Origin of the sequence: Streptomyces sp. NPDC049040, assembly GCF_043197715.1 — a bacterium.
Lineage (GTDB): Bacteria > Actinomycetota > Actinomycetes > Streptomycetales > Streptomycetaceae > Actinacidiphila.
The window spans coordinates 174,209-187,327 of sequence record NZ_JBICTO010000012.1 but is presented as its reverse complement, the minus strand read 5'-3'; the positions used below and the strand labels follow the sequence as shown (position 1 = coordinate 187,327).

11 protein-coding genes are annotated in these 13,119 nt (G+C 73.6%); 4 read left to right on the top strand and 7 right to left on the bottom strand.

The annotated features are described in order from the left end of the window. The first annotated feature begins 15 nt into the window (after positions 1 to 15). Positions 16 to 1,560, top strand: a complete 1,545-nt coding sequence (locus ACGFMP_RS26920) for an MFS transporter (protein ID WP_393675574.1) — start codon at positions 16 to 18, stop codon at positions 1,558 to 1,560. A gap of 19 nt (positions 1,561 to 1,579) precedes the next feature. On the opposite strand, the gene pcaB is transcribed toward ACGFMP_RS26920, so the two are convergent. From pcaB to ACGFMP_RS26885, 7 genes are all read right to left on the bottom strand, one after another. Continuing rightward, positions 1,580 to 2,959 carry a 3-carboxy-cis,cis-muconate cycloisomerase gene (gene pcaB, locus ACGFMP_RS26915; protein ID WP_393675573.1) on the bottom strand — a complete coding sequence of 460 codons (1,380 nt, stop codon included), beginning with the start codon at positions 2,957 to 2,959 and terminating at the stop codon, positions 1,580 to 1,582. After that, positions 2,956 to 4,959, bottom strand: coding sequence for an FAD/NAD(P)-binding protein (locus tag ACGFMP_RS26910; RefSeq protein ID WP_393675572.1), 2,004 nt, complete (start codon positions 4,957 to 4,959; stop codon positions 2,956 to 2,958). The genes pcaB and ACGFMP_RS26910 overlap by 4 nt, the downstream gene beginning before the upstream one ends. A 382-nt stretch (positions 4,960 to 5,341) precedes the next feature. Beyond that, positions 5,342 to 6,292 (bottom strand): NAD-dependent epimerase/dehydratase family protein, encoded by a 951-nt coding sequence (locus ACGFMP_RS26905; protein ID WP_393675571.1) that lies wholly within the window; start codon positions 6,290 to 6,292, stop codon positions 5,342 to 5,344. Positions 6,293 to 6,327: 35 nt separating this feature from the next. Beyond that, positions 6,328 to 7,284 (bottom strand): ATP-binding cassette domain-containing protein, encoded by a 957-nt coding sequence (locus tag ACGFMP_RS26900; protein ID WP_393675570.1) that lies wholly within the window; start codon positions 7,282 to 7,284, stop codon positions 6,328 to 6,330. A gap of 43 nt (positions 7,285 to 7,327) precedes the next feature. Then, on the bottom strand, positions 7,328 to 8,092 hold the full coding sequence (locus ACGFMP_RS26895; protein ID WP_393675569.1) for an ABC transporter permease: 765 nt from the start codon (positions 8,090 to 8,092) through the stop codon (positions 7,328 to 7,330). Further along, positions 8,076 to 9,242: a glycosyltransferase gene (locus ACGFMP_RS26890; RefSeq protein WP_393675568.1), complete on the bottom strand. Its 1,167-nt coding sequence runs from the start codon at positions 9,240 to 9,242 to the stop codon at positions 8,076 to 8,078. Before ACGFMP_RS26890 ends, ACGFMP_RS26895 begins: the two co-directional genes overlap by 17 nt. Beyond that, positions 9,242 to 10,444: a methyltransferase domain-containing protein gene (locus tag ACGFMP_RS26885; protein ID WP_393675567.1), complete on the bottom strand. Its 1,203-nt coding sequence runs from the start codon at positions 10,442 to 10,444 to the stop codon at positions 9,242 to 9,244. The genes ACGFMP_RS26890 and ACGFMP_RS26885 overlap by 1 nt, the downstream gene beginning before the upstream one ends. A gap of 554 nt (positions 10,445 to 10,998) precedes the next feature. Here ACGFMP_RS26885 and ACGFMP_RS26880 point away from each other — a divergent pair. The 3 genes from ACGFMP_RS26880 to ACGFMP_RS26870 all read left to right on the top strand — a co-directional run. After that, positions 10,999 to 12,477, top strand: coding sequence for a class I adenylate-forming enzyme family protein (locus ACGFMP_RS26880; RefSeq protein ID WP_393675566.1), 1,479 nt, complete (start codon positions 10,999 to 11,001; stop codon positions 12,475 to 12,477). Beyond that, positions 12,467 to 12,736, top strand: coding sequence for an acyl carrier protein (locus ACGFMP_RS26875; protein ID WP_393675565.1), 270 nt, complete (start codon positions 12,467 to 12,469; stop codon positions 12,734 to 12,736). Before ACGFMP_RS26880 ends, ACGFMP_RS26875 begins: the two co-directional genes overlap by 11 nt. A 2-nt stretch (positions 12,737 to 12,738) precedes the next feature. Then, the coding region (locus ACGFMP_RS26870) for a hypothetical protein (protein ID WP_393675564.1) at positions 12,739 to 13,119 on the top strand (381 nt) is incomplete at its 3' end.

Genomic DNA, 13,119 nt, shown 5'->3' with positions numbered 1-13,119 from the left:
TGTTAATTTCGGAGCATGTTCGAAAATTCAAGCGCTGTGACGAAGGACCTCGGTTCGACACGTGGACGCAACGCCGCCGGCCGGCCGGGACTCACCCTTGCCGCGGTGGCCGTCGTGCAGTTCATGGTGTCGCTGGACCTGTCGGTCGTGAACGTCGGACTGCCGAGGATCGAGGCGGGCCTCGGCTTCGGCGAACTCGGCCTCACCTGGGTGATCCACGCCTACGCCCTCACCTTCGGCGGCCTGCTGATGCTCGGCGGCAAGGTCGCCGACCGCTACGGCCACAAGCGGCTGCTGCTGATCGGCCTGCCGCTGTTCGGCCTCGCCTCGCTCGCCGGCGGCTTCGCCCAGGAACCCGGCCATCTGGTGGCCGCGAGGGCCGTGCAGGGCGTCGGGGCCGCCCTGCTGGCGCCCGCCTCGATGGCCGTGCTGATCTCCACCTTCCCCTCCGGCAGGCAGCGCGTGCGGGCCTTCGGCGTGTGGAGCGCCATGAACGCCTCGGGCGCCGCCTTCGGCGTGCTGATCGGCGGCCTGCTCACCCAGTACGCGGGCTGGCGGTGGGTGATGTTCGTCAACGTCCCGATGGTCGCCGTCGCGCTGGCCGTGGCCTGGCGCGGCATCGCCGCCGACAGGTCCGCCGCCCGCCGCGGCCGGCCCGACGTGGCCGGTGCCGTGCTGGCCACCGGGGGAGCGGCGCTGCTCGTCTTCGGCGTCGTGCGCACCGACCGCCACCCCTGGGGCTCGGCGGTCACCCTGCTGACGCTGGCGGCGGCGGCCGCCCTGCTGGCCGCCTTCTGGTACGTCGAGCGCACCACCACCCGCGACCCGCTGATCCGGCTCGGCCTGCTCGCCAACCGCTCGGTGGCCGCCGCGAACGCCTACACCCTGCTGCTGGGCGCCGCGATGACCTCCGCCTTCTACTTCGCCTCCCTCTACCTCCAGGGCGTGCTCGGGGCGGGTCCCGCGAGGACCGGCGTCGAATTCCTGCCGCTGGCGCTCGGCGTGGTCGCCGGCTCCGCGCTCGCCGTCAGGCTCGGCTACCGCTTCGCCCCCCGCACCCTCCTGATCGGCGGCGGCCTGCTGACCGCGGCCGGGTTCTGCTGGTTCGGCTTCATCAGCGCCGACGGCTCCTTCCTCGCCGACGTGCTGGGCCCCTCGATCGTCGCCGGCCTCGGCATCGGGATCTGCCTCGCGCCCGCCACCTCCGCGGCCACCGCGGGTGTCGCGCCGCACGAGACGGGCAGCGCCTCGGGGCTGCTCAGCAGCTCGCGCCAGATCGGCGCCTCGCTCGGGCTCGCCGCCCTCGGCACCGTCGCCCACGACCGCACCGGTGACGCCGTCACGCCGGCCGCCCTCAGCGACGGATACGCGCTCGGCCTGACGGTGGGCGGCGCGCTCCTGGTGGCCGCCGTCCTGATCGCCACCGTGGTCCTGCCCCGCACCTCTACCGCCTCAGCGGCGCGGGAGCGGCCCGCGCCGCCGCCGGACGCGGAGCCCGCGGGGGAGCGGTTCGCGCCGCTCGGGGACGCGGGGCCGGCGGGGGGCGGCAGCGGGGCGTGAGGGGACGGCCGCGCCGCGCTCAGTGCTTCAGCGCCCGGTCCACCAGCGGTCCCGCCGCCCCGGTGTACGCGGCCGGGTCGAGCAGCGCGGCCAGCTCCTCGGGGGTGACCACCCCGTCCAGCTCGGGAAGTCCTGCCAGCACGTCGGCGAGCGGGCGGCCCGTCCCGGCCGCCCGCAGGGACGCCGCCGCCAGCAGCTCCTTGGCCGCGACCTTGCCGAGCCGGGGGGCCAGCACGGCCGAGAGGCGCTCGGAGGCGATCTGCCCTCCGGTCGAGGCGAGGTTGGCACGCATCCGCTCGGGGTGGACGGTGAGGCCGCGGACCAGCTCGACGGCGGTGTGCGCGGCGCCGCCGGTCAGCCGCAGGCACTCGCGCAGCGGCTGCCACTCGGCCTGCCAGACGCCGGCGGCGCGCTCGTCCTCCGACGACAGGCACTGCGTCAGGACCGCGCCGAGCGCCGGGACCTGGAGGGCGGCCGAGCGGATCAGGGTGGCCAGCACCGGGTTGCGCTTCTGCGGCATCGCCGACGACACGCCACGGCCCGCGACCGAGGGCTCCGCCACCTCGCCGACCTCGGTGCGCGCCAGCACCAGGACGTCCGCGGCGATCTTGCCGAGCACGCCCGAGGTGTGGGCCAGCACGGCGGCCAGGTCGGCCATCGGTGTCCTGAGGGTGTGCCAGGGCAGGACGGGCACCGCGAGGCCCGTCTCGTCCGCGAAGGCGGCCACCAGGTCGACGACGTCGGCGGGGTCGGCGCCCTCGCCGGCGTACTGGTGGTAGCCCGCGAGGGTGCCCGCCGCGCCGCCCAGCGACACCGGCAGGCCGCCCGCGGCGACCCTGTCCAGCCGTTCGGCCGCGTCGAGCACCGACTGGCGCCAGCCCGCCGCCTTGAGGCCGAAGGTCGTGGGCACCGCGTGCAGCGCCAGCGTGCGGCCGGCCATGACGGTGTCCCGGTGCTCGGCGGCGGTCTCGGCCAGCGCAGCGGCCACGGCCCGCAGGTCCGCGCCGATCAGCCGCAGCGCCCTCGCGGCCACCAGCATCGCGCCGGTGTCGAGGATGTCCTGGCTGGTGGAGCCGCGGTGCACGTACTCGGCGGCCTCAGGGGACCGCTCGGCCACCACCGCGGTGAGCGCCTTCACCAGGCCGACGACCGGGTTGGCCGTCTCGCGTGCGGCCAGGGCCAGTTCGCGTACGTCCAGGTGCTCGGCGCGTGCCGCCGCGGTGATCGACTCCGCCGCGTGCGCGGGGACCGTGCCGCAGCGGACCTGGGCGCGCACCAGGGCGGCCTCCGCGTCGAGCATCGCCTGGAGCCACGCGGTGTCGCCCACCGCCGCCTCGACCGGGGTGCCCACCCGGACCGGCGAGAGCAGCCCGGCGTCTGCGTAGGGGGAGTCCGTCACGCCGACGCTCCGGTGGCCCTGTCGTAGGGGGTGCCCGCGACCTGCTCGGGCAGCCGCGCGGGCGGCAGTTGGGGCGCGGGCAGGGCCAGGACGGTGGCCGCGATGACGTCGGAGTCCTCCAGGGTGACGGAGCCGACACCGGGCCGGATGCCCGCCGCGGTCACCCAGTGGACGGACTCGGTGGGCACCCCGTAGGCGAAGCGGCGCGGGTGCGGCCTGCCGTGCACGTCCACCAGCCGGTACGGGCGCTCGGAGACGGCCAGGCCGCCGGTCTCGTAGTCGTCGCCGTCGGTGCCGGGGACGCGGTAGGGGCGGCACTGCCCGGTCGCCAGCAGCTGGCTCATCAGCGGGTCGGCGGTGCGGCGCAGGTCGATGTCGGGCAGCCGGCCCTCGATCAGGGTGGTGGCCCGCACCAGGACGTCGGGGATCACGCTCGACGTGGCCACGAAGCAGGGGTCGTCCTGATCGGTGCCGACGTGCATCCCGGGCCCGGTGACCTCCAGGATGCCCGCGTCGATCAGCGCGGCCATCTCCTCGATACGGGACGCGGGCGGGCCGATGGACAGGTAGGCGTTGAGCGGGGTGTACCAGTGGTCCAGCTCGTCGCGGTGCGAGGCGGCGTCGAGCCCGCCGTGGTCGACGGCGAGCCGCACCTCGTTGCGCAGGTCCCGCAGGATGTCGAGGGCGGCCTTGAACGGGCCGCTGACATTGCCCTCGTGGGCCTTGCGCACATCCTCGTCGAGGTAGCCGCGCAGCCAGGCGCGGAAGGCAGCCAGGTCGCGCAGGTCGCCGGTGTCGTAGGGGCGGGCGACCCGCTCCCAGTCCCAGCGCTCGGCAGGGTCGATGCCGGCCTCGTCGAGCAGCTGCTCCTCGGCCTCGCCCGGCTCGGCCGACAGGTAGCGGCCGGCGAAGTCGGCGGCGCCTGCCGAACTCCCCTTGGTGGCCAGCAGCGTCTCGTAGTAGACGCTCTGCACCTCCATGGCGATCAGCGACCACAGGCCGGTGCCGAAGCGGATCGGCTCGCGGGCGGTGGAGGGGGTGCGCAGCGCCGCGACGTACTCGGCGGTCAGCAGCCGGGGCGCGTAGCGGCCGTGGGCGCCCTTCTGGTTGTCGCCGCGCGCCTGGTAGGGCACGCCGCGACGGGATCCCGCGTACAGGTGCGGCTCGCGGCCCGAGGGGTGGTAGACCATGCGGTCGTCGACGCGTTCGAAGACGCCGCCCCTGCCGTGCGTGAACAGCGCCATGTAGTCGAAGAAGTTCAGGCCGAGCCCGCGGATCAGGACCTTCTCGCCCGGCGCGATGGACGACAGGTCCACGTCCGCCGGGTTGGCGGGGGCGATGTAGGTCAGGTTCCTGCGGGCGGCGAAGTCGGCGAGCTCCTGCTCGGCGCGGGTGAGGCGGACCGGGACGTGCCCCTGTGCCAGCATCACCGCGGACAGCCCGGTCAGCAGGGTGCCGTCCTCCAGCAGTACGGTCTGCGGTCCCGCGGTGCCGAGATCGGCGTCGCCGTCCGCGAGGCCCACCGCGCGGGAGGCGTGCACCCGCACCGTCACATGGGCGGGCGCGTTGGCCGCGACGTGCCGGAAGGCCCAGGTCAGGTACTGGCCGTAGAGCGCGCGGGTGGGGTACGTGTCGGGGCCGAGGGCCCGCGCCTCGGACAGCGCCGCGTCGTCGAGGGACGTCGCGCCCGACGCCTCGGCGATGTGCACCAGGGCCTTGGCCCACTGGTGGAGGCTCGGCCCCTCCTCCATCGGCCCCTCGATGCTGACGCTGGCGTCGGTGAAGACCGTCACCTGCGAGGCCACGGTGTTCATCAGCAGGTGACGGGACTGCGTCGGCCGCCACACCCGGCCCGCGCCCGGCGGGTCGGGGTCGACGACGTGGATGGTCACCGCACGCCTGCGGGGCGAATCCCGCTCCTGCGCGCAGAGCCGTTCCAGCAGGGACAGCCCGCGCGGCCCGGCACCGACGAGGCACAGCTCGACGGGTTCGCCGCTCACCGGAGCACCCCGTTCACGTCGCCCTGGCCGGCGTGGACCGGCGGCACCGGGTCGGTCGCGGTCGTGTCCCGCAGGAACGGCTTGCATAGCGTCGGCATGGCTGCCATCCACCTTCTGTGCGTGAGGGAGCTTCCTCAGGTCAGATGTGACGTGCTGCTGTAGATGGAGTTCGGGCCGCCGCCGGCCCTCCCGCGTGCGCGGGCGCGCCCGGCGGGGCCGACGTGTGAAGTGCGTGGCGTCTGCGGTGTGTTGGGTGGGGCAGTGGGGTGCCGGGTACGGGCGTCCAGCATCGGCGAGCAGACTCGGCCCGCGCTGGAGGGCGGGTTGGTGCCTGCTTGGGGCGGGCCGGTGAGCTGCGCGGAAGCAGGGTGCCCGCCCCGGGTCAGGGCAGCCGGGAGAACCAGTCGATGGTCATCGCCAGGCCCTTCTCGAAGTCGACTACCGGCTGCCAGCCCAGCGCCGACTGGGCCAGCGAGATGTCGGGCCTGCGCAGGCCCGGGTCGTCCACCGGCCGGTCGACGAAGGCGACGGGAGACGCGGAACCGCACAGGTCGCGGATGCGGTGGGCCAGGTCGAGGATGCTCAGCTCGACCGGGTTGCCCAGGTTCACCGGGCCGGGATGCCCGCTGGTGGCAGCGGCGAGTATGCCGCTGACGGTGTCGTCGACGTAGCAGATGGACCTGGTCTGCGAGCCGTCCCCCGCGACGGTGAGCGGCTCGCCGGCGAGCGCCTGGGTGATGAAGGTCGGGACCGCCCTGCCGTCCTTGGGCCGCATCCGCGGGCCGTAGGTGTTGAACAGCCGCACGATGACGGTGTCCACGCCCAGGGTGGTCCGGTAGGCGGTGGTCAGCGCCTCGGCGAAGCGCTTGGCCTCGTCGTACTGGCTGCGCGGGCCGATCGGGTTGACGTTGCCCCAGTACATCTCGGTCTGCGGGTGGACGAGCGGATCGCCGTACACCTCGGAGGTGGAGGCGAGCAGGAAGCGGGCCCCCTTGCGGTGGGCGAGGTCGAGGGCGTTCGCCGTGCCGTGGGCGCCCGCCCTGAGCGTCTCGATGGGGTGCCGGGTGTAGTCGTGCGGCGAGGCGGGGGAGGCGAGGTGCAGCACCAGGTCGACGGGACCCGGCACGTCGAACGGCTCCGACACGTCGCGCACGTCGAGGGTGAAATCCGGGTCGTGCGACCGGGCGGCGACGTTGTCCTCGCTGCCGGTGAGCAGGTTGTCGAGGCAGGTCACCCGCACCCCCTCCGCCCGAAGGCGGTCGCACAGGTGCGACCCCACGAAACCGGCGCCGCCGGTGACGACCGCCCGGCGTACCGTACGGGGCCCGTCCATGTCCTTCTCCTTCGCTGTCGCACCGCGTGCCATGGTCAGGACTCCCGCAGGGAGCGGCCGGTCCTGGTCAGGAACACGTCGTCCAGGGTCGGGCGGTGCAGCTCGATGGTCGCCAGCTCCATGCCGACGTCGGCCAGCGCCCGCATGATCCGCGGCATGGCCGTCTCGCCCGCGTCCACCGACAGCCGCAGCTCCCCCTCGTCGCGCACCTCGACCTCGCGCACGCAGTCCAGCTCGGCCAGCACGTCGTTCGCCTTCGCCGCGTGGCCGCTGACGGACAGCGTGACCACCTCGCCGTCGATGGCCCGTTTGAGCGCCGCGGGGGTGCCCTCGGCGACGATCCCGCCGCCGTCGATGATGGCGATCCGGTCGCACAGCGCGTCGGCCTCGTCCAGGTAGTGCGTCGTCAGGAAGACGGTCATGCCGTCGGCCCGCAGCCGGCGGATCTCGTCCCACATGTGCGCGCGGCTCTGCGGGTCGAGGCCGGCTGTCGGCTCGTCCAGGAAGAGGACCTTCGGCCGGTGGACGACGCCCAGCGCGATGTCGACCCGCCGCCGCTGGCCGCCGGAGTACGTACCGCAGTGCCGGTCGGCGTACGAGGTCAGGTCGAAGGCGTCGAGCGCCGCGGCGGCCCGCTCCCGGGCCTCGGCCCTGCCGACGCCGTGCATCCGCGCCTGGAGGACCAGCTCCTCACGCGCGGTCACGTCGTCCCAGGTGCCGCCGCCCTGGGCGACGTAGCCGATGCTGCGGCGGACGGCGGCCTGCGCGGTGCGCAGGTCGGCCCCCGCGACGACGGCCTCGCCGCCGTCGGGCGGGAGCAGGGTGGCGAGCATCCGCAGGGTCGTCGTCTTGCCGGCGCCGTTCGGGCCGAGGAAGCCGAAGATCTCCCCCGCGGCCACCGACAGGTCCAGGCCCGCCACCGCCTCCACGGTCGTGGCCTTGCTGCGCCGCCCGGTGCGGAAGGACTTCCGCAGTCCCCTGGTCTCAATCATCGAGGCGTCCTTACTGGTGGAGGTTCGGGGTGGGTCCTGCGGTTCAGCGCACCGAGCGGGCGAACAGGCGGGCCGACCAGGCCAGTGCCAGCGTCGCGACGGCGGCCATCAGGGAGATGCTCTGCCAGACCGAGGCGTCGCCGGCGTGCCCGGCGAACAGCGCGCGCATGCCGACGACCGCCCTGCTGAAGGGATTCCAGTCGGAGACCCGGCGCAGCCACAGCGGCGCGAGGGCCAGCGGCAGCAGGGTGCCGGACAGCAGCATCAGCGGCTGGGCGATGTTGTTCACCACCTGGCCGAGCGCGTTGGGGTCGCTGACCTTGAGCGCGATCCCGTACGAGACGGCGGAGCTGCTCAGCGTGATCAGCGCGAGCAGCGCGTACGCGAGCAGCAGGTCCTGCACGTGGACGAAGAGGCCGAGCGGCATCGCCAGCAGGATGATGATGACCGCCTGGACCACCAGGACGACCACATCGCGCAGCGCCCGGCCGAGCAGCAGCGCCACCCGGCTGACCGGGGTCACCCTGGCCCGTTCGATCACGCCGGAGCCGAGCTCCGCGAGCAGGCCGAAGCCGACGTAGAGGCCGCCGCCGAGCGCCAGCGCGACCAGCATGCCCGGCACGTAGATGCGGTAGGCGTCGGTCATCGAGTCCGCGCCCATGGAGCTCAGCGCCGGTTTGAGCAGCGGCGCGAACAGCGCCAGATAGACCACCGGCTGGGCCACGCCCAGCAGGATCGACAGCGGTGACCTGGTCAGCAGGAGCATGTGCCGCTGGAAGACCAGCCAGGTGTCACGGAGCGTCTTCACGTCGGTTTCCCATTCGTTCGAGGTGCCGGGCCGCGGCCGCCGCGCCGCCCGCGGCGGCGAAGGACTCGCGCACGCGGTGCGCGGCGGCGCGGTAGGACGGGTCGTCGAGTACGGCCAGCAGGTCCTCGCGCAGCGGCCCCGGCCGCACGCTCGCGAACCTGACCCTGCGACCCGCACCGGCGGCCGCCACCTGGGCGGCGTTGATGGGCTGGTCGCCCTTGATCGGGGCGATGACCAGCGGCACCCCGTGGGCCAGCGCCTCGCAGACGGTGTTCAGGCCGCCGTGGCTGACGACCGCGTCCAGCCGGGGCATCAGCTCCAGCACCGGCACCCGGGACCTGACCAGCACGTCGGGGCCCGGCGGGCAGGGCACCGCGTCGTCCGGCGCCACCACGATCGCCTGGACGCTGCCGGCCAGCGGGCGCAGCGCCTCAAGGACCCGGGCGTAGAAGTCCTGTGCCAGGTCCATCGACAGGGTGCCCACGGTGACCAGGACATGGCGGCGCGCAGGGTCCAGCCAGTCCCACGGGAAGTCGGTGCCCGCGGCGCGCGGGGCCAGCGCGGGGCCGACCAGGGCGGCGTTGTCCGGCCAGGCGAGCGGGCCGGTCAGCGCGGTGCCGGTGAAGGCGATCAGCAGGTGCGGCGAGAACCGCAGGTCGTGCGGGGGTTCGCCGGGCATGCCCGCCGCGGTCCAGACCGCCGCCATCCGCCGGTGGATCCACGCCTCGACCTTCGGCAGCGCGCGGTAGGGGCGGGTCAGCTCCATGGTGGTCGGTGCCAGGCTCGCCCACGGCAGCCCGGCCCGGTGCGCGGCGACCGCCCCGGCGACGGCGTGCTGGTCCACCGCCAGGACATCGGGGCGGAAGGCGGCGACCGCCCGCTCGATGCCCGGCAGGGTGACCTTCGCGTGCGGGACGATGTAGCCGTCCCAGCGCGACTTGGCCGCGGCCATCCCCCGGTCGGCCTGCCCGCGGTGGGCCCGCAGCGGGATCGGGTGGATCGCCGCGTCCGGGCCGAGCACCGGCCGCAGGAAGGACTCCGAGCCGGCCCAGAGCACGTCGTGCCCGCGGGCGGCCAGCTCGCCCGACACCGCGGCCAGCGGGTGGACGTGGCCGGTCAGCGGCAGCGACACGAAGAGGTAGCGCCCCATCAGCCACCGTCTGCGGGCAGCGCGGCGCCGTCCGGCCGGCCGGGGCGCTCCGACGTGTGCGCGGCCACGTACGCGGCCACGTCCGCGGCGGTCAGCGCGATGATGTCGTCGATGTCCAGGCCCGCCACGTATCCGGCGAGGTCGACGCCGTCGCCGTACCGTTCGCGCAGCGCGAGGCTCCACGCGGCGAGTTCCTGGCTCTCCACCAGCAGGTCGCCGTCGATCCTGCTGGCGGGGACGACGGAGTCCAGCCAGTCGTCGTCCTCGCCGAGCACCGCACGCAGCAGGTCGGCGACCGGGCGGACCAGGGCGGCCGCCGCGTCGGCGGGGTGCGGTTTGGTGGCCCGCAGCGCGCCGTAGGTGATGACGCCGGTGCCGAAGCCCCTGGTCATCAGCGGGCCCGCGTGGAAGAAGCCCAGCACGTCCACGCCGCGCTCCCGGGCGAGTCGGCGCATCACCGTCCTGCCCTGGTCGAAGCGTTTGATCCGGGCGAAGGAGGGGTCCCAGGAGTTGGCGACGGCCCTGCTCCAGTCGACGGATGCGACCTCGGCGAAGCCGGCAGCCCGGGCCAGCCGTTCGTGCTCCTCGAGGGAGGAGAAGTCCGGCATGACCTGGTGCTGGAGGATCTGCCGTACGAGATCCCGCTCGCCGTCGTCCCATTCGCCCTCGCGCACCGCCCAGGTGGCGATGGCCAGGGTGCCGCCGGGCCGCAGCAGCCGCATCGCCTCGGCGAAGAAGGCCTCCCGGTCGGCGATGTGCATCAGGCTCTCCAGCGCCCAGACCACGTCGAAGGACGCGTCGGGGAAACCCGTGGCGAGCGCGTCGAGCCGGTGGAAGCGGGCGCGGTCGGCGACGCCGGCGGCGAGGGCCTTCTCGTTCGCCCTGGCCGCCTGACGGGCGCTCAGGGTGACGCCCTCGACGGTGCAGCCCATCGCCCCCGCGAGGTGCAGGGCCGGCCCGCCGATGCCGCAGCCGACGTCCAGGACCTTCGACCCCGCCGGGACGCCGGTGAATTCCACCAGCTCACGGACCAGCCGGTCGGTGGCCGCGTGCCGGTCCGCCCCATTGACGCCCGGGATCTCTCCCGGGTCCCAGAAACCGTGGTGGACGTGTTCGCCCCACAGGTCCTCGTACAGATCAAGAGTGATGTCGTAGTAGCGCTCCACGGCCGTGTTCAGGCCGGCGCCGATCCCAGGTTCCACTGATGGCCAATCCTCGAAAGCAGGCAGGAATGCGTATTACCAAGGCAGCACGAATAGAGCCGTCGGCCCGGATCGTCGGATCCGTAAATGGTCTGATCCACAGGAGCTGTGCGGGACGTGCGGACGCGAAAATGTTGCACCGGAGCAGGACGTGCGGATGGTGCGTGGCGATGCGTGCGCAAAGTGCATGGTGCCGCGCGCAGGAGGGCGCGAGGGGCAGGCCGGGAGGTCGGCCGGAAGAAAAGGAAACCGCCTGGCCGTGAGGGACGGCTAGGGGTCACCTACAAGTGGTGCAGTCGTTCACTGCTGGCAACTACCTGCCGGATCACGGCAGTTGGCCAATTGGCGCCATGCTAGCGGTGGGGTGTTGCCGTCGTCAATACGAGAGAAATTGTGTCCAGTGTGACTGATTGATACGCCAGAGATTCTTGGGATGATGTGCCCCGGTGGACGGGTCTTGACAGCCGACAATTCAGAGTTGAAAGTTCGGCGTGGGAATTCAGTCGGTTCTTTTGTGCTCGGCATCAAGACCGGGAAAGAGGTTCGGGTTCTTCATGAAGGCTGCCTCGACAACTCCGCAGAAGGGCCCGGCACCGCCGCCGCCCGATTCTTCCTGGGTCGACGAAGTCCTCCTCGCGGGTGCCGGCCCCGATATCTGCCTCGACTTCGGCGAACCGGTCCGCAGGGACGAGCTGCGCCGCATGGTCCGCGAGCGGCAGGACGCGCTCGCCGCGGCCGGCCTGCGCCGGGGCGGCTCCGCCGCGCTGTGCCTGGCCCCCTCGCCCGCCCTGGTCGCCAACCTGCTGGCCGGCTGGCGGATCGGGGCGCAGGTCGCGTTACTCGACCACCGGCTCACGCCGTTCGAGACCGAGCGGGCGCTGGGCCGGCTGGAGACCGAGGTGGTCGTGTCCGCCCCGCCGGTCCCCGCAGGACCGCCGCGCGGCTTCTACGACCAGCGCGAGTCGGTCCGCGCCCGCCCCGGCCGCCCCGCCCGCACCTCGCACGCCCTGGTGCAGCTCAGCTCCGGCTCGACCGGCCCTTCGAAGATCATCGGACGCCACGCGGCCGACCTGATCGACGAACTCGGCAGATACGCGCGGATCGACGGCGTCCCGCGAGCCGGTGAGCGCATCGTGTCGATGGCGTCCATGGTCCACGTCCTGGGCCTCGTCGGCGGCCTGCTGCACAGCCTGCACGCCGGGGTGCGGCTCGCCTTCCCGCCGCGGACCACGGGCGAGGGCATCCTCGCCACGGTCGCCGCGGGGCCTGAGCCGACCACCCTGCTCGGGGTGCCCTTCCACATCGAGCTGCTGACCTGGGTCAAGGAACCGCCCCGGCTCCCCCAGCTCACCGGCATGACCACCGGCGGGGAACTCGTCAGGGCGCAGGTCCACGACGCCTTCACCGGCCGCTACGGCGTCCGCCTCGGCAGCATGTACGGGATGACCGAGGTGGGCGTCATCGCCACCGACCTGTTCGGCGAACACCGGCCCGCCGTCGACCCCGCACCCGGCATCACCGTCAGGGAGTCGGGCGGCGAACTGCTCATCGCCACGCAGCACTCGCCCTACCTCCGCTCCGACGACCCGTCACGCTGGTCCGACGGCTGGCTGCGCACCAGGGACGGCGGCACCGTCGACCCCGACACCGGGCTGGTCCGCGTCCTTGGCCGGCTCGACTCGCAGGTGTCGGTCGGCGGACTCAAGGTCGACCTCACCGAGGTCGAGCACACCCTCGCCGAGCTGCCGCAGGTCGCCGCGGCGGTCGTCGTCTTCGGCACCTCGATCGAGGCGTACGCGGTGCTGCGCGAGCCGGGACCCGGGGGCGCGGCACGGATCGAGGCCGCGCTCGCGGAACGCCTCGCCGCCTACAAACGGCCCCGCCTGCTGCACATCGTCGACCAATTGCCGCGCACCGCCACCGGGAAGCTGGTGCGCGACCCCGCAGTGCTGCGCGCCACCGACCGCACCCCGCACCGACCGTCCGTCCAGGAACAGGCCCACCGGGAAGGGAACCACCGCGATGTCCACTGAGGAGATCCGAGCCTTCGTGCTCACCTCGCTGACCGAGATGAACTACAGCATCGCCGGCGTCGACGACGACACCCCGCTCGGCCCCGCGGGGGTCGACCTGGAGTCGCTCTCACTCGCCGAGCTGGGCATCAGGGTCGAGGAGCGCTTCGGCGTCATGTTCGAGGAGGACGAGGCGGAGCTCCTGGGCACGATGACCGTCGGCGAATTCGGCGCGGCGCTCGCCGCCCGTATCGAGTCCGCGTCCGCCGCGAACCAGTGAGCGTGCCGGCCGTCCCCGGGCGGGCCGAGATCGTGGCGATACTCGCCGCCTTCGGCGACCGCCCGCCGGACGAGGTCCCCGAGGGCATCGACTCCATGGAACTCGCCTGGCTCGTCCACCAGATCGAGCTGCGCTACGGCGGCACCGTGGACGATGCCGCGCTGGTCCGGATGACCTCGGTCTCCGCCGTCGTGGAGGTCCTCACCGACCTCCACGACCGGGCCGCCGCCGTGGCGTCAGACCCGACCGGGGCGGCCGGGGGGCCGGATGCCGGCGCGGCACCCGGAGCGGGGCTCGGCCCGAGCGGGCCGGGCACGACCGTGTCCGCCACGGCAGGGCCGGGCGCCGATGCGCCCGGCGCCGGGGGGCCGGGTGTCGGCGGG

Excerpts from the sequence above, each read along its gene's own strand:
- ACGFMP_RS26875 (WP_393675565.1), top strand. The coding sequence starts at position 12,467 with ATGTCCACTGAGGAGATCCGAGCCTTCGTGCTCACCTCGCTGACCGAG.
- ACGFMP_RS26905 (WP_393675571.1), bottom strand. The coding sequence starts at position 6,292 with ATGGACGGGCCCCGTACGGTACGCCGGGCGGTCGTCACCGGCGGCGCC.
- ACGFMP_RS26890 (WP_393675568.1), bottom strand. The coding sequence starts at position 9,242 with ATGGGGCGCTACCTCTTCGTGTCGCTGCCGCTGACCGGCCACGTCCAC.
- ACGFMP_RS26920 (WP_393675574.1), top strand. The coding sequence starts at position 16 with ATGTTCGAAAATTCAAGCGCTGTGACGAAGGACCTCGGTTCGACACGT.
- ACGFMP_RS26880 (WP_393675566.1), top strand. The coding sequence starts at position 10,999 with ATGAAGGCTGCCTCGACAACTCCGCAGAAGGGCCCGGCACCGCCGCCG.
- ACGFMP_RS26900 (WP_393675570.1), bottom strand. The coding sequence starts at position 7,284 with ATGATTGAGACCAGGGGACTGCGGAAGTCCTTCCGCACCGGGCGGCGC.